Origin of the sequence: Klebsiella michiganensis (assembly GCA_000963575.1) — a bacterium.
Classification (GTDB): domain Bacteria; phylum Pseudomonadota; class Gammaproteobacteria; order Enterobacterales; family Enterobacteriaceae; genus Cedecea; species Cedecea michiganensis_A.
This window is the reverse complement of record CP011077.1, coordinates 1,512,272-1,537,037: the sequence shown is the minus strand read 5'-3', so window position 1 is coordinate 1,537,037 and position 24,766 is coordinate 1,512,272. Positions and strand designations below refer to the sequence as shown.

Below are 24,766 nucleotides of genomic sequence, written 5' to 3'. Positions count from 1 at the left end.
TTATCCTTGGCTCTGCGGCTTAAACGCGGTTACGTGAATATAGCGGCCGAGACTGATAAACGGCTCCTGCCGACAATAACGCGTCTCCAGCGTCAGCAAATCGTCAAAACCATCTCGTTGTTTGTGTTTATCTCGCAGGTAATCGTGAAACACCCGCACGCCGGTTTTACCGGTAATTTGCCAGCCAATTTGCTCCAGCCAGTGGTAGACCTGTTCTGGCTGCAGCGGATTGTCGGGCGAAAGGGTTTTGCGCTTATTTTTTTTCATCCCCTGCAGCACATATTCGAAGTTTCCGACAAACATGTTTCGCATCAGCAGGCCGTTTGCATTGTAGAACATTAGCGACAAAGTGCCGCCGGGACGCAAACAATCCCAAAGCGCCTTTAGCACGGCCTGAGGATCGGTTACCCACTCAAGCACCGCATGAAACAATATCAGATCAACCGGGCTTTCCAAATGTTGAGCCATATCCTGAGCGGCAGATTGTACAAAATGCATGTTGTCGCTCACACCTTTCTCCTGAGCGAGCATTTTTGCACGAGCAATCATTTCGGCGGACACATCGCAAAGCACGACTTCGTGACCCCGCTCAGCAAAACGGGTGGCCGTTTGCCCCTCCCCACCGCCGGCATCCAGCACCTTTAAGGCTGCGGGCTGTGTCGCAAGGAAAGCATCCAGATCCTGCCAGAGGATCGCCTGCCGCAACTGGCCTTTGGTTGTGCCATAGATATTGTGCGAAAACTTCTCGGCAATATCGTCAAAATTGCGGTCACCCATGGGTACAGCTCCGTGGCAAAAGAGGTCATCTGACAAAAGCGCTATTTTGGCACAGCCGGGACGAGAATGAACCCATCTGGTGTAATATCACGGAGGTTTACCTGCCGGATGGTTAAAAAGGATCCTAATTTCATGCTTTTTATACTGAAAAAAATCATTGGTGGCCTGCTGCTTCCCCTGCCTTTCCTGCTGTTAACCATGGGCGTGGCCCTGGCACTGCTGTGGTTTACCCGCTGGCAAAAAACAGCCAAAGGGTTACTCACGGCAAGCTGGCTGGTACTTTTTCTGATTAGCCTGCAGCCCGTCGCGGACTGGATGCTGAAACCTATCGAAGACACTTACGCCACTCGTCAGCACGGCGATAACGCTCGCTACATCGTTGTGCTGGGCGGCGGCTACACCTGGAACCCGGCCTGGGCCCCCAGCTCGAATCTGATCGACAACAGTTTACCGCGACTCACCGAGGCGATTCGTCTGAAACAGCTAAATCCGGGGGCAAAACTTATCTTTACCGGGGCGAGGGCCAGGACTAACCCCGTGAGCGCCGCAGAGACTGGAGCCAGAGTTGCGGAAAGTCTGGGCGTTACCAGAGACGACATCATTACTCTGGACACGCCCAAAGACACGGAAGAGGAAGCACACGCCGTGGCTAACCTGATAGGCCAGCAGCCCTTTATTCTGGTGACGTCCGCTTCGCACCTGCCACGGGCGATGATCTTCTTCACCCGGGCCGGACTGCACCCTCTCCCTGCCCCGGCCAACCAGTTGGCAGTAACCTCTCCGCTAAATCCGTGGGAAAAGGCTATTCCCGACCCGGTATGGCTGATGCACAGCGAGCGCGTAGGCTACGAAACCCTCGGGCGCGCCTGGCAGTGGCTGAAAGGTTCTTCAGGAGAGCCAGGGCAGTAATGACTTAGATGCGTTGTCAAAAACCGGCCTATTCAGGCGACCGGTTTGCAGCAGCTGCGCCACCTCATCCCACAACACATATAGCCAGCGCCGCCAGAGGAAAGATTCTGCGACCGGGGCACGCTGTAAATAGTGCCAAAGCAGGCTCTCGGCCTGACCGGGTTCAGCCAGACGAAACAGCTCATACTCCCGCGGCGCCCAAAGCATAACCCCGGGATTCACCATCGCCAGCAGTTGATCGCTGCGGGGATCCTTGAGCATGCTGCGAAGAGAGAAGTTGCCGTGAATAAGCACGCAGTTATCGCTGAAGTCTTCGAACATGCGCGGCAGACATTCGCGGGTGCGGAACAAAATACGTTTATCCTGCATGGTTAACCCGGTGTTCTGGTACTGATTAAGCGTACTCCAGAGCACTTCGAGCCGCTGCCGGTACCAGTGCGGCCAGATATTTTCCTGAGTGCTGTCAACGTTGCCCACGCAGCCGCTGCTGTCCACGCGATGCCAGGCTAACAGGCCTTCAACAATCTGGTCTTTAAGCTGCTCCCAGCGGTTTGGCGTGCGGGTCGGCGCTTCTCCGGGAACCCCTCGCAGGCGCTCCATCAGCAAAACATCCGGGCCAGGATGTTCTTCGTGAGTCAGCACTCCGTACACCACTGGCATACGGACAGTGCCAGAACGCGCCAGCATCGACATTTTCCAGGCCAGCTGTGTTGCCAGGCCCGGGGAGGTAAAACTCTTGGCGAGCAGCGGTATCGCGTGGCCACCGCTGTCGTAGAGGGACCAAAGCGCAGTTTCCGCATGTTCGCTGATGCACTCAATACGGCTTAATTTCTCACCCAGCAGGTGACTTAGCTCCTTACGCAGCAATTCCATACCGATTTCCCCTGGTAATACTGTTGATTTAATAATGAGCGCACCAGGCGAAGTTGTCACCACTCCAGATCAATTGGGTTTCAGAAAAAGAAAAACCGGCATGGTTAGCCGGTTTTGTTCATCACGCTGAAGGTGAATTAACGCATCGCGAGACGGACGCGTTCAAGATCTTCAGGGGTATCCACCCCAATACTTGGGATGGCTTTCGCCACGGCAACGTGAATTTTTTCGCCGTTCCACAAGACGCGCAGCTGTTCAAGCATTTCGATTTGCTCGAGCTGGCTCGGTGCCCAGCTGACGTAGCGACGGATGAAACCGGCACGATAGCCATAAATGCCGATATGACGCAGGAAGGTATCGCCAATCTCTTCACGCGAAGCGGCAAAACGCTCTCGATCCCATGGAATGGTGGCGCGTGAAAAATAGAGCGCATAGCCCTGTGCATCCATGACCACCTTAACCGCATTTGGGTTAAACGCTTCTTCCGCTGATTCGATAGGCACCGCAAGCGTCGCCATACCGGCTTGACTGGTAGCGACGTTGTTAGCAACCTGCTGAATAATCACCGGCGGGATCATCGGCTCATCGCCCTGCACGTTCACAATTACCGTGTCGTCGCTGAAGCCGCATTTCTCAATGACTTCAGCCAGGCGTTCAGTCCCGGACTGATGATCGGGGCTGGTCAGGCAAACTTCTCCGCCTGCCGCTTCGACAATACGGGCCACATCCGGATGATCGGTCGCGACGATGATACGTTCGGCCCCGGATTCACGCGCGCGATCCAGCACATGCAGAACCATTGCTTTGCCGTTAATCTCTTTTAAAGGCTTACCCGGCAGACGCGTAGACGCATATCGGGCGGGAATAATGGCGACAAAACTCATGGGTTGGTCTCGTCTGAAGTCAGCGTCCGGGCTTCACTTTCCAGCAGAACAGGAATACCGTCACGCAGCGGGAAGGCCAGACCATCAGGCTTGCAGATAAGCTCTTGCTTTTCCTGGTTATAGTAGAGCTTGCCGTTACAGACCGGGCAGGCAATGATTTCAAGTAAACGACTTTCCATAATTACTCCAGATGAGTGCCATCAACGGCACCAGAATAGCATAAATGACTAGCCAGCCGGGGCCATTTCCCAACCGGGCCCCCAGCTTTCGCTTAATTCAGCAGGCAAAATTCCCAGGGTAAGATGCGTTGCGGATTGCCAGCGCGCAAATTCCGTCAGCGCACCGCGCAGGCCTTCCTGCAAAGCATCAGTAACTTTTACGCCTTCTTCAAGATAGAGGCTTATCACCTCTAACTGCCCCTGCTTGCGGTGCATTTTGGCGTCTATCCTGCCGACCAGTACGCCTTTATGCAGTAGCGGCAAGACAAAATAGCCATAGCGGCGTTTTTCCGCCGGGGTGTAGCACTCCAGCCGATAGGAAAAGTTAAACAGCACCTCTGCTCTGCGGCGATCCCAGACTACCGGGTCAAACGGTGAAAGCACGGCGCTGTGGGTCGCTTTAAGCTGATTTTGCTGCGCTTTTTCAAGTAACGGCAGCAGCGAATGATGCAGTAACATATCCCCCAGCTTATCAACCCGGACACCAATGACATTCCCCGATGAAAGCCAACTTTCTATCAGGGGTTTTAACGCCAGGTTTTTCAGCCGGTAGTAATCGGCCAGCCATTCAGGACGAAAGATCCCCAGGCTACGGGCGCTGTTTTCCAGCATCAACTGCTCCGCTTCTGGCTGCTTAATCAGGTGCAGATCGTCGTTCCAGTGGGGCATAACCCGATGGGTTAAATCGTATACTCTTTGAAAATTACGCCGCTCCGTTACCATCACCTGCCCGGCGGTAAATAACCCTTCGAGGTGTTTTTTCTGTGGCTTCCACTCCCACCAGCCGCTCGCCCCTTTACGGGGGTGTTCAAAATCTGCGGAGCGGACGGGGCCATTTTCTTTGATATAAGCGAGTAACTGGCTGATATCTTCCGCATGCTCATTCATCCATTCGGGGCGGTATTTCCAGCCCATATTTTCAGGACTCAGCATCCGATGGCGAATGAGCGCAAAATCTTTTTTCGGCAAAAAACAGGCTTCATGCGCCCAGTATTCGATAAGCTCCCCGCTCGCAAGGGCACCGTCAAGCCAGCCGGACTCATACTGCCCAAGGCGGCTGAACAAAACCAGGTAAGGGCTGCGGGCCACAATATTAATGGTGTCAATTTGCAGCAACGACATGCGTGAAATTGCATCGGTGACATCAGAGGGCCGTGCACGACGGCGAGGTTTTTGGAGCAATCCCTGGGCTGCAAGGTGAAGATTTCGGGCTGCTCGTAATGAAAGTTGTGAAACGGTCATGGCACACCTGTAATCAACGAACGAATAACCGGTGCCGCAAAGATTAACGCACCAGCCCGAGTAATTCCTTGAGGAGCGTTTCCGCGAGAGGTGAATCAAGCTCGGCATCCACTGGCAGATACCACCAGTTTTTATGGCCTTCGGCAAACGAGCGGCATTTTACGGCATCTTTTTCCGTCATCAGCACGACTTGCTCCGCCGTCGCGATAGTCAACATATCCCGTTCGGTAATAGCCTGATGATCGGCCAGTGCAACGGTTTTCACCGGCGTAATACCGCACTGCTCAAGCGTGGTAAAGAAACGCGGTGGATGCCCAATACCGGCCATAGCCACAACGTCAGTAAAATCGGTTACCGGGCGACGTTCACCGGAGAGGAGATTAATGGCGAGGCCAGGCTTCAGGCGCATGGCAATTTCACCAGCCTGCGGTTCCCCCCCGTTCACGATAACTGCGTCCACGCTGCGTAGACGCCCCGCTCTTTCGCGCATCGGCCCGGCAGGTAACCACCAGCCATTGCCGAATCGGCGCGCCCCGTCAATAACAACGATTTCTTTATCACGCGCCAAAGCGTAATGCTGCAGACCATCGTCGGTAATAATGATTTGCGGAGCTTCGGCCGCGATGAGGGCTTTTACAGCCTCGCTGCGTTTTGGGGCAACGGCGACGGGCGCCCCGGTACGTTGAAAAATAAGTACCGGTTCGTCACCCGCTTCAGAGGGAGTGGTTTTTACGTCAAGCAACAGAGGATAAGCTGCAGCTTTTCCGCCGTAGCCTCGGGACACAACGCCAACCCGCACACCGCGCCGCTGTAGCTGCTCCACAAGCCAGATAACAACAGGCGTTTTCCCGTTCCCTCCGGCGGTCAGATTCCCGACGACAACCACAGGCACAGGGGCACGCCATACCGCGCGTAGACCAATACGATAAGACAGGCGAATAACGCCGCTCACCAGGCCATAAAGCCAGGAAAGCGGCAGCAGCAGCAGGTAGAGAGGCGATTTTCCCGACCAGATACGCTCAATCATTCGCCGAATTGCATCTTATGTAGCTGGGCATAGACGCCCCGATGAGCCAGCAACTCCAGGTGAGGCCCGCGTTCGACGATGCGACCATCTTCGACAACCACGATTTCGTCAGCCTGTTCAATCGTCGACAGGCGGTGAGCGATCACCAGTGACGTGCGGTTTTTTTGCAATTCATCCAGGGCAGATTGAATCGCGCGTTCTGATTCAGTGTCGAGGGCAGAGGTTGCTTCATCCAGAACCAGGATTGGGCTATCACGCAGCAGAGCACGAGCGATTGCGATACGCTGACGCTGGCCGCCTGAGAGAAGCACACCATTCTCACCGATCATGGTATCCAGCCCGTTGTCCATTTTGCTAATGAAGTCCATCGCGTAGGCCATGCGTGCGGCTTTTTCGATATCTTCACGGGAATACTCGCCGGTACGCGCATAGGCGATATTATTCGCCACGGTATCGTTAAAGAGATGAACGTTTTGGGACACCAGCCCCACCTGATTGCGCAGAGACGCAAGGGTGTATTCACGTATATCGTGCCCGTCAATCAGGATTTCACCTTCCTGCTGCTCGTAGAAACGCGTAATCAGGCTGGCAATGGTCGACTTACCCGAACCTGAACGCCCTACCAGCGCAACAGTTTTTCCTGCCGGGATAGTCAGGTTGATATTGCGCAGTGCTGGAGTATCACGCCCAGGGTAGGTGAAGGTCACATTGCGGAATTCAACGTCACCTTTAGAGCGATCAATCACCAGCTTACCACCGTCTTTTTCCTGCTCAGAATCAAGAATAGAGAACAGCGTTTGGCAGGCCGCCATCCCGCGCTGGAACTGAGCATTGACGTTAGTCAGTGACTTAAGCGGACGCATCAGCGCAATCATGGAGGAGAACACCACCGTAATGGTACCGGGAGTGAGAGTTTCCATCACACTTGGGAAGCTGGCGGCATACAGAACAAAAGCCAACGCCAGGGAAGCAATGAGCTGAATAATGGGATCGGAGATAGACGAAGCAGAGACCAGCTTCATCCCCTGGTTACGCATGCGGTTGCTGACTTTGTCAAAGCGGTCGGTTTCCACCTGCTGCCCGCCGAAAATAAGCACTTCTTTGTGCCCTTTCAGCATCTGCTCTGCGCTGGTTGTAACCTGCCCCATGGTGTTCTGCATGTTTTTGCTGATATTACGGAAGCGCTTAGAGACAAAGCGAATGGCAAAGGACACAACCGGAGCCAGCACGATCAGAATCACTGAAAGCTGCCAGCTGTACCAGAACATCAGCACAAACAGGCCAATAATTGATGCACCCTCACGTACAACGGTGATCAGCGCCCCGGAGGAGGAAGACGCAACCTGCTCCGAGTCATAGGTAATGCGGGAAAGCAGTGTCCCGGTGGACTGCTGGTCGAAAAATGAAACCGGCATCCCCATCATGTGGCTGAACAGGCGGCGACGCATGTTCATGACCACCATGCCTGACACCCATGAAATACAGTAGCTTGAAACATAACTGGTCACGCCACGCAGCAGCATCAGCGCAATCACCGCCAGAGGCATCCACAGCAGTACAGAAGAGTTCGTTTTACCAAAACCGTCATCCAGTAATGGTTTAAGCAGCGAAAGCATGTAGGTATCGCTCGCCGCATTGAGGATTAACGCTATCCCAGCCACAATCAGACCCGTTCTAAAGGGAGAAATCATCGGCCAGAGCCGGCGGAAGGTCTGCCATGTGGAGAGATCTTTATCGTTCTGCATTAAGTCGAACCAGCCTTTTATGAAATAGCCGCATATTCTACCCATTATCACGGGTGACGCCAAACCACTGATGATACCAACGGGGCAATATTTGTTCTCTGAAGCCAAAGATTTGCCATTTATCACCCTTTATTTCAATTGTCAGTTGCCCGGACTGGGCCGTGTCATGCCACTGATAACCGTATTTTCGGTAACGATCGATAACTGTTGAAGACGGTAAGCGCCAGGCGTTAAATCTGGAAACAGAGGCCAGCGCCACGCGGCCTGAAACAGCTCTCAGCAGAGGGCCACTGGATGACGTTCGGCTCCCGTGATGAGGCACCTGCAAGATATTGACCTCCAACGTCTGCCAACGCTTTCTCAGCATAGCCAATTCTGCACTTGCTTCCAGGTCCCCTGTCAGCAAGAGGCTAACCCCTCCATGGCTTACCTTAACCACACAAGAGCGATTATTGCTGCTCCCCTCATACTCTTCGGGCGGCCACAGTACATCGAATTGAATCCCCCGCCATGCCCAGTGCTGGCCACGAAAACAGGGTTCATGCCCAGCCCAGCGGAGAGGACTGCGAATACTTAACCCAGGCCACTGCTGTTTAAGGCTTTTCAGCCCACCAATATGGTCAAGATGTTCATGGCTAATAATCACCCGCTCCGGCTGCAGGTTACGCCATTTTAACCAGGGAATAATCACGGTTTTTGCCGCGTCGCCGCCAGGCCATACATTGCCTGTATCATAGAGCAACGCTTTGCCTTCACGCTCAACAACCATGGCAAGCCCATGACCAACATCCAGCATATGCACGGCCCAGCTATTGGTCTCTGGTTTGCGCCAGAAAGGGAGCGTCATCAAAAGCAACGCCGTCGCGACGGTAGCCGGAGATGTTCGCCAAAAACCGAAACGCCATATCACTATGGCCCACCAGGCAATGAATGCCAGAAATTGATAGCGGCGATCCAGTTCTTTCCACCCCTCCGGTAATTCAGCCAATAAGGCGAATACTCCGGCAAGGGACTTATCCGCCAGAGCCCAAAACCACGCCCCGAGGACAGGAACCTCTCCGAATACCATGCCAGCTAAAATTAAGGGAACGCTAACGAGGGTAATTAAGGGGACCGCGAAGAGATTAGCGACCAGCGAAGTCATACTGATACCGTGAAATAAAATCACCTGAAGCGGAATGAGCAGTAATGTGACGCCAGCTTGTAAATAAAGCAGATCGGCAAAAGGTCGAAGCCAACGATTTATCGCCATGCGTGGCAGCGGCACCCATTGGTACCAAAAGATAAGCCCACAGACAGCAAACGCTGAGAGCCACAAACTTTCAGACAAAATCGCCATCGGGTCGCTAAACACAATGCCGGCGACACAACACAGCAGCACATCCCAGGAAGACCACTTTCTGCCGCTCAGACGTAATATCGCCCAGATCCCCATTCCAACCAGCGTTCTGACCGCCGGCGGGTTCATCCCCGACAGCCAGGAATAAAATAGCGCAACGCTAAAACTCATCAACAAAGGAAAACGAAACCCCATCAACGTGACGGGTAGAAAAAATTGCATTCCTCTCGCAAAAATCCAGCCAATCCCGCCGGCTAACCCAATATGCAACCCTGAAATGGCCATAAGATGCGCAGTCCCGGTATCACGCATGATCCTTTTGACGTCTTCGCTGACATGGATACGTTCCCCAAAGCCAAGGGCAATAATCACCCCCTGCCATGGGAGATGTGCGGTGGAATTTTTGACTTGCTGAAGCCATTTACCTCGAAGATTGCAGCCTTCTGATAGCAGGTTTGCCTTCAGTACCCGGCCCTTAAACGGCAGCAGCTGTGAAAGTGCGTAACGCTGCCCGTCAAAAATACCTTCATTGAGGCGCCCATGCACCGGGCGAAGCCGCAGCGTCATTAACCACGTCTGCCCTTCGCAAACGGGTTCAGGCAATACGCTATTTCGCAACACAACGCCCGGCGCAGGAAAAAGATAGCGCTCATCCCGTTTAACTATCCGCATCTCATGCCGTTTTTCCCCATCGCTTTTCGTCATTTTCACCTGCACAGTCAGCGGCTTCGTCTCAAAATCAGAGAACATATCCAGCATTTGCCGTGCGTCCAACAGGCTCCAGCTTAAAAATAAAAGGCACAGCCCCAGATAGCGCCCCCAAACGACGCGTCCAAAGACGCAGGCCAGCGCCAGCGCAGCAGCCAGGAGCAGCAAAATATCCTTTTGTTCCGGAATAACCGGCAGCCATAACAGTGGCATAGCGCCGATCAGAACGGCGCCAGCAACGGCAGGAATTGAAAACACATCCACCTCCTTGTTGCAGGCAGTGTGCGGCAATATTGAGATTAAATCAGAAAGCGATCGGGGAAATACGCGATGGCCTGGGCTACGTTGAGGCCGGTTTAACAATGTTGCGTGAGCCCTCTGGAAATGGCTCGCAAAAGAGTAAAATTAGTAAAAAAAATGGCACCTCAAATGAGGTGCCATTTTTGCTAACTCCAGGGAATTAGCCGTAAATATTGGCGCGGTCACGCAACTCTTTACCTGGCTTGAAGTGAGGAACGTATTTGCCTTCCAGATCCACTTTGTCGCCGGTTTTAGGGTTACGTCCGGTGCGAGGAGCGCGATAGTGTAAGGAGAAACTGCCGAAACCCCGGATTTCAATACGTTCACCTTCGGCGAGCGTAGAGGCCATATGCTCCAGCATTTCCTTCACCGCATCTTCTACTGCTTTCGCAGGGATGTGAGATTGCTGGGTTGCAAGTCTTTCGATCAATTCTGACTTGGTCATGATTCCTCCGGTTTCCTTTCAGGAAAATTAGCTTACAGCTCTCAATCGAACAAGGGCGGCCGAAGCCGCCCTGATTTTATACCCTGGCAGAAGCCGGGATACAACGCTCGGACGATTACTCGCCTTTAGCTGCTTTGAATGCTTCAGCCATTGCGTTAGAGAAGTTGCCTTCTTCCTGTTTGTTGTTAACAGTCGCAATTGCATCTTTCTCGTCAGCTTCGTCTTTAGCACGAACAGACAGGCTCACAACACGGTTTTTACGATCAACGCCGGTGAATTTAGCTTCAACGTCGTCGCCAACGTTCAGAACCAGAGTTGCATCTTCAACGCGGTCACGGGAAGCTTCAGAAGCACGCAGGTAGCCTTCTACGCCATCTGCTAATTCAACTGTAGCACCTTTCGCGTCAACTGCCGTTACTTTACCAGTAACGATAGTACCTTTCTTGTTCAGCGCAACGTAGTTGTTGAACGGATCTTCTGCGAGCTGTTTAACGCCCAGGGAGATACGCTCACGCTCTGCGTCAACCTGCAGAACAACAGCTGCGATTTCGTCGCCTTTTTTGTATTCACGTACTGCTTCTTCGCCTGCAACGTTCCAGGAGATGTCAGACAGGTGAACCAGGCCGTCGATGCCGCCGTCCAGGCCGATGAAGATACCGAAGTCAGTGATAGACTTGATTTTACCTTCAACGCGATCGCCTTTGTTGTGGGTCTCAGCGAACTGCTGCCATGGGTTGTTTTTGCACTGCTTCAGACCCAGGGAGATACGACGACGTTCTTCGTCGATATCCAGAACCATCACTTCCACTACATCACCAACGTTAACAACTTTGGATGGGTGGATGTTTTTGTTGGTCCAATCCATTTCGGAAACGTGAACCAGGCCTTCAACGCCTTCTTCGATTTCAACGAAGCAGCCGTAGTCGGTCAGGTTGGTCACGCGACCAGTCAGTTTGGTACCTTCTGGATAACGCTTAGCGATAGCTACCCATGGATCTTCGCCCAGCTGTTTCAGGCCGAGGGAAACACGGGTACGCTCGCGGTCGAACTTCAGCACTTTAACAGTGATTTCGTCGCCAACGTTCACGATTTCGCTTGGATGCTTAACGCGTTTCCATGCCATATCGGTGATGTGCAGCAGGCCATCAACGCCACCCAGGTCAACGAATGCACCGTAGTCAGTGAGGTTCTTAACGATACCTTTAACTTCCATGCCTTCTTGCAGGTTTTCAAGCAGCTGATCGCGCTCTGCGCTGTTCTCAGACTCGATAACCGCACGACGGGAAACAACAACGTTGTTGCGTTTCTGGTCCAGCTTGATCACTTTGAACTCAAGCTCTTTGCCTTCGAGGTGCAGAGTGTCACGAACTGGACGAACGTCAACCAGGGAACCTGGCAGGAACGCACGAATACCGTTCAGCTCAACAGTGAAGCCACCTTTAACTTTGCCGTTGATAACACCGACCACAGTTTCAGCTTCTTCGTAAGCTTTTTCCAGCGTGATCCAAGCTTCGTGACGCTTAGCTTTCTCACGGGACAGCAGGGTTTCGCCGAAGCCATCTTCTACTGCGTCCAGCGCAACGTCAACTTCGTCACCGACCTGGATTTCCAGTTCGCCGGCTGCGTTTTTGAACTGCTCTGCAGGGATTGCAGATTCAGATTTCAGGCCCGCATCAACCAGAACGACGTCTTTGTCGATAGCAACAACAACGCCACGAACGATGGAACCCGGACGGGTTTCGATTTCTTTCAGGGATTCTTCAAACAGTTGAGCAAAAGATTCAGTCATGTTTAATCTTCAAAAGTTAGATTAACGTCCATCTGGCCTCATGCCGGATGGGGTTGTTTTACATACCCGCTCACACTCCGTTGCAGCGGGGGTACTACAAAATGGGGTCGCTATCTCAAGCGAGCGCCAGCTTTTCGCGGGCGTATTGTAGCGCTTTTTCAATCACTTGCTCAATACTCATACTGGTTGAATCCAGTACTAAAGCATCAACAGCAGGCACTAACGGCGCTACAGACCGATTACGGTCGCGATCGTCGCGTTCCTTTATCTCGGCCAAAAGGCGCTCAAAGTTAACACTAAAGCCCTTCTCCTGCAACTGTAGCATGCGCCTGTGGGCGCGCTCTTCAGAGGAGGCATCAAGGAAAATTTTCACCGGCGCGTCCGGGAACACAACGGTCCCCATATCCCGGCCATCGGCAATCAAGCCAGGGGCTTCACGGAAAGCACGCTGGCGGCGCAGCAGGGCTTCGCGTACGCGCGGGAACGCAGCCACCTGAGAAGCCGCGTTTGCCACTTCCTGAGTGCGGATTTCAGCGCTAACGTCTTCCCCTTCCAGGACCACTTCAAGATTGCCATCGGTAGAAATAAACCGAACATCCAGGTGAGCAGCAAGAGGCACGAGTGCGTCTTCAGAAGCCACATCAACATGGTGATGTAACGCAGCCAGCGCCAGAACGCGATAAATCGCACCAGAGTCCAGCAGATGCCACTGCAGCGCTTCGGCCATGGCCTTACAAAGCGTGCCTTTACCGGCGCCACTTGGGCCATCAATCGTTATTACCGGGGCGGATGCCGTCATCGTTTTCTCCTCTATCGCTGGATTCGCGGGTGGTAAACGCCGCGCATTATACGCCGCAACCGCCAGGACTGTTATCTTTCCTGGCAAATATCCACGGGAATCAGGCTGAGTGTAGAAGAATTGCGCAACTGGCGTTGTAAGGAATCGTAGAGAGAAAGAAAAACCGCATCAGACGATGCGGTTTTACGAAGGTTATGCCGGGGTACTGATGCGCGCGAGCTGCTCGAAATAATCAGGGAAGGTTTTCGCCGTGCAGCCAGGGTCAAGAATTGTCACTGGCGTATCGGACAATGCCACCAGCGAGAAACACATCGCCATACGGTGGTCGTTGTAAGTGCCGATCTCAGCAAACGTCAGCTTAGCCGGTGGCGTAACGCGAATGTAGTCCTCGCCCTCTTCAACTTCTGCGCCGACTTTCCTTAACTCAGTGGCCATCGCGCTCAGGCGATCGGTCTCTTTCACGCGCCAGTTATAAATATTACGCAAGGTGGTCGTGCCTTTAGCAAACAGCGCCGCTGTCGCGATAGTCATTGCCGCATCCGGGATGTGGTTCATGTCCATGTCGATAGCGTTTAGTTCGCCGCGTTCACAGCTAATGAAGTCATCGCCCCAGGTCACTTTCGCGCCCATTTTCTCAAGCACATCAGCAAAGCGGATGTCACCCTGCACGCTGTTACGCCCGATGCCGGTTACTTTGACCACACCGCCTTTAATTGCCCCGGCGGCCAGGAAGTAAGAGGCGGAGGAAGCATCCCCCTCAACCAGATAAGCTCCCGGAGATTGGTACTGCTGTGCGCCACGAATGAGGAAGCTGCGGTAGTCGCGGTTTTCAACTTCCACGCCGAAGGTTTTCATCAGATGCAGCGTGATATCGATATAAGGTTTGGAAACCAGCTCACCTTTAATGGTGATTTCCGTGTCATTTGCTGCCAGAGGGGCCGTCATCAGCAGAGCGGTCAGAAACTGGCTCGATACGCTGCCGTCTACTTCAACCTTACCGCCGCCAAAGCCACCACGCAGACGCAGCGGCGGGTAATTCTCTTGCTCCAGATATGTAATGTTGGCTCCGCCCTGGCGCAGCGCATCGACAAGATGGCCGATTGGACGCTCTTTCATGCGCGGCTCGCCGGTCAGCACAATGTTGTTACTTCCGAGGCACAGCGCCGCAGCCAGCGGACGCATAGCGGTGCCCGCATTCCCTAAAAAGAGTTCCAGCTCACCTTGTGCCTGCAGAGGCCCGGCCACGCCGGTGACTTCACAACGGGTACGATCCGCCGAAAGCGTATAGCTCACGCCCAGCGCCTTCAGCGCGTTAAGCATATGGCGAACATCATCGCTATCCAGCAGATTGGTCAGCACCGTCGTGCCTTTAGCCAGTGCCGCCAATAACAGCGCACGGTTAGACACGCTTTTTGAACCCGGCAGATTAATGGTGCCGTCGACCAGCGCGATAGGTTGTAACGTCAGGGATTCCAGCATGGGAAAAATACTCTCAACTCAAACAGAATAAAAACCCCGCAGACGGGCCGCGGGGCGAAGTGCTAATGCATTAATTAACCGTGGCGACGCTCGAAGTCCACCATGAAGTCAGTCAGGGCTTTGACGCCATCGAGCGGCATAGCGTTATAAATCGAGGCACGCATACCGCCTACAACCCGGTGACCTTTCAGGGAATGCAGGCCCGCCGCGAAGGATTCCTCAAGGAACACTTTGTCCAGCGCGCTATCCGCCAGCTGGAACGGGACGTTCATGCGGGAACGGTTAGAAGCCGCAACATCGTTACGATAAAAATCGCTGTTATCAATCACGCCGTACAGCAACTCGGCCTTGGCCTGGTTGATGCGATCCATCGAAGCAACGCCACCCTGCTCTTTCAGCCATTTAAAGACCAGGCCTGCCAGATACCAGGCAAAAGTTGGCGGGGTGTTAAACATTGAGTCGTTATCGTTCAGCACGGTGTAGTCGATAATCGACGGACACGCTGTATGCGCCTTGCCCAGCAGGTCTTCACGAACAACCACCAGCGTCAGACCAGCAGGGCCGATGTTTTTCTGTGCGCCAGCATAGATCACGCCGAAACGACTGACGTCGATAGGGCGAGACAAAATGGTAGAAGAGAAGTCAGCGGCAACGATGGTATCGCCAAAATCAGGGGTTTCGTCGATCGAGATACCGTCAATAGTCTCATTCGGGCAATAATGCAGAAACGCGCTGTTGTCAGACACCTGCCATTCGCTCATCGGCTTGATGGCCCGCTTGCCGTCCACGGTGATTTTCACGTCATGGGCAATCGGCTGGCAGTATTTTTTCGCTTCTTTTATTGCGCTATTCGCCCAGTACCCACCGTCGATGTAGTCGGCCGTGGTTTTATCGCCGAGAATATTCAGCGGTACGCCTGCGAACTGGCCGCGCCCACCGCCGTGGCAGAATAAAACTTTATAGTTAGAGGGGATTTGCAGCAGATCGCGAAAATCTTTTTCCGCCTCTTCAGCGACCTGAATAAACTCTTTACCACGGTGGCTAATTTCCATTACGGAAGTGCCCAGACCGTGCCAGTCGCACAGTTCCTGTTGTGCACGACGAAGTACTTCAGCCGGCAGCATCGCCGGACCAGAACTAAAATTGTATACCTGTGTCATTTCCCCTCACCACGCCTCGAGCAATAAGTTTTTATTACATTATCGGTTTTATCATTCAGCGGCGCAGTGTTGCAATGGTTAATCCCGCGCGGGTAGTCAATGTGAGCAAAATCACACAACACAATCTTCCGGCAAGAGAAAAAACTGCCCGATTTCCGACGCTAAGGCAATACGGCGGATATGCCCAATGACGGCTCGTCATTTTACTACCATAACAGTGAGTTACTGTAAGCAGGCATAGCCTGTTATGCTAGCGTCGCCTGCACCGGGCGGAGGATAGCGTCTGCCCGGTAAAACCCGTATCATTGCGCGTTTTGCGTACCATTAAAGTGAACCCCATGACCCAGACATTTATCCCTGGCAAAGATGCCGCCCTGGAAGACTCCATCGCTCGCTTCCAGAAAAAGCTGACCGACCTCGGTTTTAATATCGAAGAAGCCTCCTGGCTTAACCCGGTACCGAACGTTTGGTCGGTGCATATCCGCGACAAAGACAGCGCCCTGTGCTTCACCAACGGTAAAGGCGCGACCAAGAAAGCCGCGCTGGCATCCGCGCTGGGTGAATATTTTGAACGTCTGTCGACTAACTACTTCTTCGCTGACTTCTGGCTGGGCGATACGATTGCCAACGGCCCGTTCGTGCATTACCCGAATGAGAAGTGGTTCCCGCTGCCGGAAGATGACCAACTGCCTGAAGGCATCCTCGACGATCGTCTGCGCGCTTTCTACGACCCGGAAAATGAAGTCGGCGCCGGGATGCTGATCGACCTGCAGTCCGGGAACGAAGAGCGCGGTATTTGTGCTCTGCCGTTCACCCGCCAGTCAGACCTGCAGACGGTTTATATCCCGATGAACATCATTGGTAACCTGTACGTTTCCAACGGCATGTCTGCGGGCAACACGGCTAATGAAGCGCGGGTACAGGGTCTGTCTGAGGTCTTCGAGCGCCATATCAAAAACCGCATCATCGCAGAAAGCATTAGCCTGCCAGAGATCCCACAGGACGTGCTGGCCCGCTATCCGGGCGTCGTGGAGTCCATTAAAACGCTAGAAGCTGAAGGCTTCCCTATTTTTGCGTACGACGGTTCTCTGGGCGGCAAGTACCCGGTTATCTGCGTCGTGCTGTTCAACCCGGCCAACGGAACCTGTTTCGCGTCCTTCGGTGCGCACCCTGATTTTGGCGTAGCGCTGGAGCGTACAGTCACCGAGCTGCTGCAGGGGCGCGGCCTGAAAGATCTGGACGTGTTTACACCTCCAACCTTCGATGATGAAGAAGTCGCCGAACACGCGAATCTGGAAACGCACTTCATCGATTCCAGCGGCCTGATTTCATGGGATATGTTCAAGCAGGATGCAGACTACCCGTTTGCTGACTGGAGCTTCGCAGGCACCACGGAAGAAGAGTTCGCCACGCTGATGGCTATCTTCAAATCGGAAGATAAAGAAGTGTATATCGCCGATTACGAGCATTTGGACGTCTACGCCTGCCGGATTATCGTCCCGGGCATGTCTGATATTTACCCTGCCGACGACCTGCTGCTGGCCAACAACAGCATGGGCAGCCACCTGCGTGAAACCATCCTTGCTCTGCCGGACAGCGAATGGGAGCAGCAGGACTATCTGGATCTGATTTCCCAGCTGGACGATGAAGGCCATGATGACTTCACCCGCGTGCGTGAATTACTGGGTCTGGCAACCGGGAAAGATAACGGCTGGTACACGCTACGCATTGGCGAACTGAAAGCCATGCTGGCGCTGGCCGGTGGCGATCTTGAACAGGCGCTAATCTGGACCGAATGGACCATGGAGTTCAACGCCTCCATCTTTAGCCCGGAGCGTGCGAACTACTACCGTTGCCTGCAAACGCTGCTACTGTTGTCTCAGGAAGAAGAGCGCGAGCCTCTGCAATACCTGAACGCTTTCGTGCGTATGTACGGCGCTGAAGCTGTAGATGCCGCCAGCGCAGCAATGAGCGGCGAAGCCGCCTTCTATGGGCTGCAGCCAGTGGATAAAGATCTAAAGGCTTTCCCGGCGCATCAGGCTCTGCTGGCCGCGTACGAAAAATTACAGCGTGCTAAAGCCAAATATTGGCAGGTAAAGTAATTTACTGACAACTTACAGGTGCGCACGACACCTTGTCTGAGCTATATTACGGGGCGCTTTTTGCGCCCCTTTTTATTATTGCAACAACAATAATTTATTATGTAATTTTTTAGTTAATTTTGAGTAAATGGTTATTTTTTGATAACGGCGGTAATGTTATCAAAATATAAAAATACCCCATTATAATTAACCAATTTCGTGCGAGGGCCAGAGCAAATTCAATTTTAATTGCAATTATTAAAATTTATTTTTTCATTTAAAATCAATAAATTATGATGAAAAACAGGCAAAGACCTGCTTTTTCAGTGCCTATTAGCTTGGCGAGATATGATCCACATCAAATTTTACTCTATAATGCTTTGTTAGTATCTCCTCGCCGAATTAAATAAGAGAGAGTTAGTGTGAAAGCTGACAACCCTTTTGATCTAGTACTCCCACCAGCGATGGCAAAAATTGCCGAAGATGCTGGCGTCTATAAAGCAACAAAACAACCGCTAACGACCTTTTACTTAGCGATTACCGCTGGCGTCTTCATTTCGATTGCCTTCGTGTTCTACATCACCGCCACAACCGGCACATCCACGATTCCTTTTGGAATTGCCAAACTGATTGGCGGTACATGCTTCTCACTGGGTTTAATTCTCTGCGTTATCTGCGGTGCAGACCTCTTCACCTCCACCGTACTTATTGTGGTTGCCAAAGCCAGCGGTCGCATCACCTGGGGTCAGCTGCTGCGTAACTGGGCTAACGTCTACATCGGTAACCTGATAGGTGCTCTGCTCTTTGTGCTGCTGATCTGGCTGTCCGGCATGTATATGACCGCCAACGGCGCATGGGGCCTGAACGTCCTGCAAACCGCCGACCATAAAATGCATCACACATTTGTTGAGGCCGTCTGCCTTGGCATTCTGGCTAACCTGATGGTGTGTCTCGCCGTCTGGATGAGCTACTCCGGCCGCAGCCTGATGGACAAAATGTTTGCTATGATCCTTCCGGTTGCCATGTTTGTTGCCAGCGGCTTTGAGCACAGCATCGCAAATATGTTCATGATCCCGATGGCTATCGTGGTTCGTGACTTTGCCAGCCCGGAATTCTGGACCGCCGTAGGGTCTTCTCCGGAAAGTTTCTCGCATCTGACCGTGCTGAACTTCATCACCGATAACCTGATTCCAGTCACCATCGGAAACATCATCGGCGGAGGTTTACTGGTTGGGTTGACATACTGGGTAATTTATCTGCGCGGTGGCGATAAGCACTAAGCTAAGCCAGTACGCAGGTTTAAGAACTCCACATTAGAAGGTAGGTGTTACATGTCCGAGCAAAATGAAAAGTTAGCCACAGCCTGGGAAGGTTTTGCTAAAGGCGACTGGCAGAATGAAGTCAACGTGCGTGACTTTATTCAGAAAAACTACACCCCGTACGAGGGTGACGAGTCCTTCCTGGCAGGTGCTACTGACGCAACTACCAAACTGTGGGACAGCGTAATGGAAGGCATCAAACTGGAGAACAGCACTCACGCTCCAGTTGACTTCGATACCGACCTCGCGTCTACCATTACCGCTCACGATGCGGGTTACATCAATAAGTCCCTCGAAACCATCGTGGGTCTGCAGACTGATGCTCCTCTGAAACGCGCCATCATTCCTTTCGGCGGCATCAAAATGGTTGAAGGTTCTTGCAAAGTATACGGTCGTGAACTCGACCCAATGCTGAAAAAGATCTTCACCGAATACCGCAAAACGCATAACCAGGGCGTGTTTGACGTTTACACCAAAGACATCCTGAACTGCCGTAAGTCCGGTGTTATTACCGGTCTGCCAGATGCGTATGGCCGTGGTCGTATCATCGGTGACTACCGTCGCGTCGCGCTGTACGGTATCGACTACCTGATGAAGGACAAGTTCGCTCAGTTCAACTCACTGCAGACCAAACTGGAAAACGGTGAAGATCTGGAAGCCACTATCCGTCTGCGTGAAGAAATCTCCGAACAGCACCGTGCGCTGGGTCAGATCAAAGAGATGGCAGCTAAATACGGCTACGACATCTCCGGTCCAGCGACCAACGCGCAGGAAGCTATTCAGTGGACTTACTTCGGCTACCTGGCTGCGGTTAAATCTCAGAACGGCGCTGCAATGTCCTTCGGTCGCGTATCCACCTTCCTGGATGCTTACATCGAGCGCGACATCAAAGCAGGTAAAATCAACGAGCAAGACGCTCAGGAAATGATTGACCACCTGGTCATGAAACTGCGTATGGTTCGCTTCCTGCGTACCCCAGAATATGATGAGCTGTTCTCCGGTGACCCAATCTGGGCAACCGAATCTATCGGCGGTATGGGTGTTGATGGCCGTACTCTGGTAACCAAAAACAGCTTCCGTTTCCTGAACACCCTGTACACCATGGGACCGTCTCCGGAGCCGAACATCACCATTCTGTGGTCTGAAAAACTGCCACTGAACTTCAAAAAATACGCGGCTAAAGTCTCCATCGATACCTCTTCTCTGCAGTACGAGAATGACGATCTGATGCGCCCTGACTTCAACAACGACGACTACGCTATCGCTTGCTGCGTAAGCCCAATGATTGTTGGTAAGCAAATGCAGTTCTTCGGTGCTCGTGCTAACCTGGCGAAAACCATGCTGTACGCTATCAACGGCGGCGTTGATGAAAAACTGAAAATGCAGGTTGGCCCTAAAGAGGCACCAATCACTGCGGACGTTCTGGACTACGACAACGTGTTGGATCGTCTGGATCACTTCATGGATTGGCTGGCTAAACAGTACGTGACCGCGCTGAACATCATTCACTACATGCATGATAAATACAGCTACGAAGCGTCTCTGATGGCTCTGCACGACCGTGACGTTGTTCGCACCATGGCTTGTGGTATCGCGGGTCTGTCCGTTGCGGCTGACTCCCTGTCTGCAATCAAATACGCGAAAGTGAAACCTATCCGTGACGAAGACGGTCTGGCTATCGACTTCGAAATCGAAGGTGAATATCCACAGTTCGGTAACAACGATCCTCGCGTAGATGACATCGCCGTTGACCTGGTTGAACGTTTCATGAAGAAAATTCAGAAACTGACCACCTACCGTGGCGCTATCGCGACCCAGTCTGTTCTGACCATCACCTCTAACGTGGTTTATGGTAAGAAAACCGGTAACACCCCAGACGGTCGTCGCGCAGGCACTCCGTTCGGCCCAGGCGCTAACCCAATGCACGGTCGTGACCAGAAAGGTGCTGTTGCCTCTCTGACCTCCGTCGCTAAACTGCCGTTTGCCTACGCGAAAGATGGTATCTCTTATACCTTCTCCATCGTGCCAAACGCGCTGGGTAAAGACGATGACGTGCGTAAAACCAACCTTGCGGGCCTGATGGACGGTTACTTCCACCACGAAGCTAACATCGAGGGTGGTCAGCACCTGAACGTCAACGTGATGAACCGTGAAATGCTGCTGGACGCGATGGAAAACCCTGAGAAATATCCTCAGCTGACCATTCGTGTATCCGGTTACGCAGTCCGCTTCAACTCGCTGACCAAAGAGCAGCAGCAGGACGTAATTACCCGTACCTTCACTCAGTCCATCTAATTCCTTGTTAGACTGAAGAAGCGTACTATATAAAGGCTCCACTCCCGTGGGGCCTTTTTACTCACCTCCCCACCCTCAGCCTGCTTTGCCAGCTATCTATACTCTGGGTATCTGCCAAAACAGACTTAACACAGCCGGCTTGAGCTGTGCACGACACAGGCCCTGGACGGGCCACATCTGGAGAGATCACCGCAATGTCAGCAATCGGACGAATTCACTCTTTTGAATCCTGTGGTACCGTGGACGGCCCCGGTATCCGTTTTATCACCTTCTTCCAGGGCTGCCTGATGCGCTGCCTGTACTGCCACAACCGCGACACCTGGGACACCCACGGTGGCAAAGAAGTGACGGTGGAAGATCTGATGAAAGAAGTTGTCACCTATCGCCACTTCATGAATGCCTCCGGCGGTGGCGTCACCGCGTCCGGTGGCGAGGCAATCCTGCAGGCCGAGTTTGTACGTGACTGGTTCCGCGCCTGTCATAAGGAAGGGATCCATACCTGCCTGGACACCAACGGCTTTGTTCGCCGCTACGACCCGGTGATTGATGAGCTGCTGGAGGTCACCGACCTGGTGATGCTCGATCTCAAGCAGATGAACGACGAAATCCACCAAAACCTGGTGGGCGTTTCAAATCACCGCACGCTCGAATTTGCTCAATATCTGTCGAAAAAAGACATTAAAGTGTGGATCCGATACGTAGTCGTGCCGGGCTGGTCTGACGATGACGATTCCGCGCATCGCCTGGGTGAGTTCACCCGTGATATGGGCAACGTTGAAAAAATCGAGCTGCTGCCGTATCACGAGCTGGGCAAACACAAGTGGGTGGCGATGGGCGAAGAATACAAGCTGGATGGCGTACATCCGCCGAAGAAAGAAACAATGGAGCGGGTGAAAGGTATTCTGGAGCAGTACGGTCATAAAGTAATGTACTGATCCGACACCGTGCTCCCCTCTGTGGGAGCACGTCTATTTGCCTTCCGCTCGTTCCTCAGTTGAGCCTCACATGACTCAACCAGTCACCAGTACAAATACTTCTGATGTGAGAGAGTCACAGACCCAAGACACTGATTAAGCGTGAGCCACCGGCCCAGGATGATGGCCCGCCTTACGCAGCAGCATCATCAGGTAAACAAATGACACCGCGGCCATCATGATAAACAAGACGTTATCAGAGTAATTTTGCATGAGCAGCGCAGTCACCGTCGGCCCAATCAGGCTGCCGATGGTGTAGCTCAACAACAGCGCCTGATTCATCGCCACCAGCTGATGGCGCTCAATTCTTTCACAAGCCCAGGCCATCGCCACCGGGTAGAGAGTGAAACCGAAAGCCCCCAGTACGAATAGCGCAGGCCCCATGGCGGCGTTGCTGAGCATTGCCAGGCAGCCGAGAATCACCACAAACACCTGCACACGCAGCACCAGCAGACGGCCATATTTGTCCGCCAGACGCCCCATCGGCCACTGGCCTACAATGCCCGCACTGATCATCAGCGCCATCCAGAAGCCAATGCCGGAGTCACTCACGCCCTGATGATTCAAATACAACGGCATCAGACCATACAGAGAACCGAGTACGATGCCTGACATAATGCAGCCGTTCACGCCCAGCCGAGCCTGGCGCAGACGCAGCATCGGCCAGACCGGGGTGTTATCCCGGTGCTCATCGCCGTCGCTGACGATATGGGTAAACAACAATGGAAGGATAGCGGCCAGCACCAGCGCGGTAGCCCACGGCAGAACGCTCATCAGTTCAGTAGAAAGCTTGCTGACCATCAGCTGGCCGACAACCATCCCGATATAGTAAACGGTCATATAAGCCGCCAGCAGGCGGCCGCGGTTACGGGAAGTCCCGCTGCACATCAGCGCGCTTTCAACCACAACCCAAATCATGGCGCAGCCCACGCCGGCCACAAACCGCCAGACCATCCAGCTCCAGAAACCGACCATCAGCCCGAGGCCAACACAGCCCACGGCAAAAATAATAGAGGCAAGATAGTAGCTGCGGTTAAACCCGTGACGCTTAATCACCCATCCGGTAATCAATGTTCCGACCAGGTTGCCGGTAAAGTAGGCGGAGCCCACCATCCCGACCTGCCAGGTAGGAAGATTATCGTGAGCCAGCCAAAGCGGGACGAGCGTGTTTAAAACCGCCATCGCCAGAGTCAGCAGCAAAAGCCCGCAAAGCAGTAGCAATACGGGACGGGTATAGATGGTCATGGGTATCAAACCGTGAGGAAATCAGGAAATTTGTGCGCATCATGCCACCGGCAAATTGATTGTCAATCCAGCAATAATGGGGGGTATAGAGGGTTTTAGCGGGTACGATTTGAAAAACTTATCTTGCTAATAAGTGACCGGGGTCACGTAAATTGTATCTCTCTGTTTTTGATGCGATATAGCGGAAAGCTTACCAAAATGAGCAATGAAAAATTTCATGGATATTCAGGTGAAATTTTCTTATGCGAAAGGATTAAAAAGCGCGCCCGCAGGCGCGCTTATAACGCGATGAAATGTTAGCTCGCTATCGCCATACCAACAGTCATATGCAGCCCGTAGAAGACACCACGACCAATTAGCTCACCTGCAACAACAAATATCATTGCCAGCGCCATCAGGCCGATGCCAGGACGAGAGCCTTTCAGCTGCGGGACGATCCAGCCAACCAGGCCAATCACTAGCAGAACCATGCGCCAGGCCATCAGCGAACCATACTCTGGCACCAGCGCAGACGCCTGCTGAATAGAATTATGCAGCGTTGCCAGCTCCATGCCCTGCATCAGCACAACGACCATGCTAATCAGCAGGGCAAGCAGCGAGACGGCTGGCAAAATACGCATCCCCCAGCCGCTAACCCCGGCGGCACTGAGCAGCAGATAGCCAAGCAGCGGACCACCGATAAACATCGTCAGGAAGAAGCTCAGCGGCGTCCAGACGCTAAACCAGGTCGGTACGGTGTCGATCAGGTAAACCCGGCTCATCATCCAGACAAATACCACGCCCAGAACCATGGTCACCACGGCCCAAATTTTACCGAGCGTCGGAGGCATTTTTCCGAGTACGGTCAAAAGCCACCAGAAACCACCCGCCGCAAAGAATACCGATCCGCTGGCAATTTCATTACTCAACGCCGAACTGCCGAGGCGGTTCAGGGAGTTGAAAGCGCGCAGCGGCGACCCGAGATGCAGAATTGAGGCGATAAAACCGATGCCCATCAGGATCCACAGCACCACCATCAGCAATTCGGCGCGCCTGCGAACAGCCCTGTCCTTGACACCATACAACAGCGCCAATGCCATAACGATAAATCCACCGGCGACGCACTGGCCTAACACCGTAAAGACCATCAGCGGCCATTCATGCCATCCGTTTCCCATC

General features: G+C 53.1%; 20 protein-coding genes. 5 read left to right on the top strand and 15 right to left on the bottom strand.

Going from position 1 to position 24,766, the window contains the following annotated elements; genetic code table 11:
• Positions 1-777 (bottom strand): SAM-dependent methyltransferase, encoded by a 777-nt coding sequence (locus VW41_07255; GenBank protein ID AJZ88843.1) that lies wholly within the window; start codon positions 775-777, stop codon positions 1-3.
• Positions 778-909: 132 nt separating this feature from the next.
• Here VW41_07255 and VW41_07250 point away from each other — a divergent pair, with 132 nt between their 5' ends.
• Positions 910-1,686 (top strand): hypothetical protein, encoded by a 777-nt coding sequence (locus VW41_07250; protein AJZ91889.1) that lies wholly within the window; start codon positions 910-912, stop codon positions 1,684-1,686.
• On the opposite strand, the gene VW41_07245 is transcribed toward VW41_07250, so the two are convergent.
• The 12 genes from VW41_07245 to VW41_07190 all read right to left on the bottom strand — a co-directional run bounded on the left by VW41_07245 (position 1,666) and on the right by VW41_07190 (position 15,694).
• Positions 1,666-2,559 (bottom strand): hypothetical protein, encoded by an 894-nt coding sequence (locus VW41_07245; protein AJZ88842.1) that lies wholly within the window; start codon positions 2,557-2,559, stop codon positions 1,666-1,668. The two genes, VW41_07250 and VW41_07245, sit on opposite strands and share 21 nt — an antisense overlap.
• 137 nt (positions 2,560-2,696) lie before the next feature.
• A complete protein-coding gene (locus VW41_07240) occupies positions 2,697-3,443 on the bottom strand; it encodes a 3-deoxy-manno-octulosonate cytidylyltransferase (protein ID AJZ88841.1) in 747 nt (248 codons plus the stop codon).
• Positions 3,440-3,622: a hypothetical protein gene (locus VW41_07235; GenBank protein AJZ88840.1), complete on the bottom strand. Its 183-nt coding sequence runs from the start codon at positions 3,620-3,622 to the stop codon at positions 3,440-3,442. Before VW41_07235 ends, VW41_07240 begins: the two co-directional genes overlap by 4 nt.
• A gap of 48 nt (positions 3,623-3,670) precedes the next feature.
• On the bottom strand, positions 3,671-4,903 hold the full coding sequence (locus VW41_07230) for a hypothetical protein (GenBank protein AJZ88839.1): 1,233 nt from the start codon (positions 4,901-4,903) through the stop codon (positions 3,671-3,673).
• 43 nt (positions 4,904-4,946) lie between these two features.
• Positions 4,947-5,930: a tetraacyldisaccharide 4'-kinase gene (gene lpxK, locus VW41_07225; protein AJZ88838.1), complete on the bottom strand. Its 984-nt coding sequence runs from the start codon at positions 5,928-5,930 to the stop codon at positions 4,947-4,949.
• Positions 5,927-7,675 (bottom strand): lipid transporter ATP-binding/permease, encoded by a 1,749-nt coding sequence (locus VW41_07220; GenBank protein ID AJZ88837.1) that lies wholly within the window; start codon positions 7,673-7,675, stop codon positions 5,927-5,929. The genes lpxK and VW41_07220 overlap by 4 nt, the downstream gene beginning before the upstream one ends.
• A 37-nt stretch (positions 7,676-7,712) precedes the next feature.
• A complete protein-coding gene (locus tag VW41_07215; protein ID AJZ91888.1) occupies positions 7,713-9,935 on the bottom strand; it encodes a competence protein ComEC in 2,223 nt (740 codons plus the stop codon).
• Positions 9,936-10,182: 247 nt separating this feature from the next.
• Positions 10,183-10,467, bottom strand: a complete 285-nt coding sequence (gene ihfB / locus VW41_07210; protein ID AJZ88836.1) for an integration host factor subunit beta — start codon at positions 10,465-10,467, stop codon at positions 10,183-10,185.
• A gap of 115 nt (positions 10,468-10,582) precedes the next feature.
• A complete protein-coding gene (rpsA, locus tag VW41_07205) occupies positions 10,583-12,256 on the bottom strand; it encodes a 30S ribosomal protein S1 (protein ID AJZ88835.1) in 1,674 nt (557 codons plus the stop codon).
• Positions 12,257-12,371: 115 nt separating this feature from the next.
• Complete coding sequence (gene cmk / locus VW41_07200) at positions 12,372-13,055, bottom strand: cytidylate kinase (GenBank protein ID AJZ88834.1); 684 nt, start codon at positions 13,053-13,055, stop codon at positions 12,372-12,374.
• Between the two features lie 192 nt (positions 13,056-13,247).
• Complete coding sequence (locus VW41_07195; protein ID AJZ91887.1) at positions 13,248-14,531, bottom strand: 3-phosphoshikimate 1-carboxyvinyltransferase; 1,284 nt, start codon at positions 14,529-14,531, stop codon at positions 13,248-13,250.
• A 77-nt stretch (positions 14,532-14,608) separates the two neighbouring features.
• Positions 14,609-15,694, bottom strand: a complete 1,086-nt coding sequence (locus tag VW41_07190; protein AJZ88833.1) for a 3-phosphoserine/phosphohydroxythreonine aminotransferase — start codon at positions 15,692-15,694, stop codon at positions 14,609-14,611.
• Positions 15,695-16,032: 338 nt separating this feature from the next.
• On the opposite strand from VW41_07190, the gene VW41_07185 reads away from it, so the two are divergent.
• The 4 genes from VW41_07185 to pflA all read left to right on the top strand — a co-directional run bounded on the left by VW41_07185 (position 16,033) and on the right by pflA (position 22,324).
• Complete coding sequence (locus tag VW41_07185) at positions 16,033-17,796, top strand: ribosomal protein S12 methylthiotransferase accessory factor YcaO (GenBank protein AJZ91886.1); 1,764 nt, start codon at positions 16,033-16,035, stop codon at positions 17,794-17,796.
• A 401-nt stretch (positions 17,797-18,197) separates the two neighbouring features.
• The gene (locus VW41_07180; protein ID AJZ88832.1) at positions 18,198-19,055 is read left to right on the top strand and encodes a formate transporter; all 858 of its coding nucleotides are present in this window, start codon (positions 18,198-18,200) and stop codon (positions 19,053-19,055) included.
• Positions 19,056-19,106: 51 nt separating this feature from the next.
• Positions 19,107-21,389: a pyruvate formate-lyase gene (locus VW41_07175; GenBank protein AJZ88831.1), complete on the top strand. Its 2,283-nt coding sequence runs from the start codon at positions 19,107-19,109 to the stop codon at positions 21,387-21,389.
• Positions 21,390-21,583: 194 nt separating this feature from the next.
• Positions 21,584-22,324 (top strand): pyruvate formate lyase-activating enzyme 1, encoded by a 741-nt coding sequence (pflA, locus tag VW41_07170; GenBank protein ID AJZ88830.1) that lies wholly within the window; start codon positions 21,584-21,586, stop codon positions 22,322-22,324.
• 135 nt (positions 22,325-22,459) lie between these two features.
• Here pflA and VW41_07165 read toward each other — a convergent pair whose 3' ends face one another.
• Both VW41_07165 and VW41_07160 read right to left on the bottom strand, forming a co-directional pair.
• Positions 22,460-23,608: an MFS transporter gene (locus tag VW41_07165; protein AJZ88829.1), complete on the bottom strand. Its 1,149-nt coding sequence runs from the start codon at positions 23,606-23,608 to the stop codon at positions 22,460-22,462.
• A gap of 296 nt (positions 23,609-23,904) precedes the next feature.
• Positions 23,905-24,765, bottom strand: coding sequence for a dimethyl sulfoxide reductase (locus VW41_07160; GenBank protein AJZ88828.1), 861 nt, complete (start codon positions 24,763-24,765; stop codon positions 23,905-23,907).
• Between the last annotated feature and the right edge of the window lies 1 nt (position 24,766).

Bases quoted from the DNA above. Each gene is read 5' to 3' on its own strand.
- VW41_07215 (AJZ91888.1), bottom strand. From the start codon at position 9,935: ATGCCACTGTTATGGCTGCCGGTTATTCCGGAACAAAAGGATATTTTG.
- VW41_07235 (AJZ88840.1), bottom strand. From the start codon at position 3,622: ATGGAAAGTCGTTTACTTGAAATCATTGCCTGCCCGGTCTGTAACGGC.
- VW41_07245 (AJZ88842.1), bottom strand. From the start codon at position 2,559: ATGGAATTGCTGCGTAAGGAGCTAAGTCACCTGCTGGGTGAGAAATTA.
- VW41_07160 (AJZ88828.1), bottom strand. From the start codon at position 24,765: ATGGGAAACGGATGGCATGAATGGCCGCTGATGGTCTTTACGGTGTTA.
- lpxK (AJZ88838.1), bottom strand. From the start codon at position 5,930: ATGATTGAGCGTATCTGGTCGGGAAAATCGCCTCTCTACCTGCTGCTG.
- VW41_07230 (AJZ88839.1), bottom strand. From the start codon at position 4,903: ATGACCGTTTCACAACTTTCATTACGAGCAGCCCGAAATCTTCACCTT.
- VW41_07165 (AJZ88829.1), bottom strand. From the start codon at position 23,608: ATGACCATCTATACCCGTCCCGTATTGCTACTGCTTTGCGGGCTTTTG.
- VW41_07220 (AJZ88837.1), bottom strand. From the start codon at position 7,675: ATGCAGAACGATAAAGATCTCTCCACATGGCAGACCTTCCGCCGGCTC.
- VW41_07250 (AJZ91889.1), top strand. From the start codon at position 910: ATGCTTTTTATACTGAAAAAAATCATTGGTGGCCTGCTGCTTCCCCTG.
- VW41_07240 (AJZ88841.1), bottom strand. From the start codon at position 3,443: ATGAGTTTTGTCGCCATTATTCCCGCCCGATATGCGTCTACGCGTCTG.
- ihfB (AJZ88836.1), bottom strand. From the start codon at position 10,467: ATGACCAAGTCAGAATTGATCGAAAGACTTGCAACCCAGCAATCTCAC.
- cmk (AJZ88834.1), bottom strand. From the start codon at position 13,055: ATGACGGCATCCGCCCCGGTAATAACGATTGATGGCCCAAGTGGCGCC.
- VW41_07255 (AJZ88843.1), bottom strand. From the start codon at position 777: ATGGGTGACCGCAATTTTGACGATATTGCCGAGAAGTTTTCGCACAAT.
- VW41_07175 (AJZ88831.1), top strand. From the start codon at position 19,107: ATGTCCGAGCAAAATGAAAAGTTAGCCACAGCCTGGGAAGGTTTTGCT.
- rpsA (AJZ88835.1), bottom strand. From the start codon at position 12,256: ATGACTGAATCTTTTGCTCAACTGTTTGAAGAATCCCTGAAAGAAATC.
- VW41_07190 (AJZ88833.1), bottom strand. From the start codon at position 15,694: ATGACACAGGTATACAATTTTAGTTCTGGTCCGGCGATGCTGCCGGCT.
- VW41_07185 (AJZ91886.1), top strand. From the start codon at position 16,033: ATGACCCAGACATTTATCCCTGGCAAAGATGCCGCCCTGGAAGACTCC.
- pflA (AJZ88830.1), top strand. From the start codon at position 21,584: ATGTCAGCAATCGGACGAATTCACTCTTTTGAATCCTGTGGTACCGTG.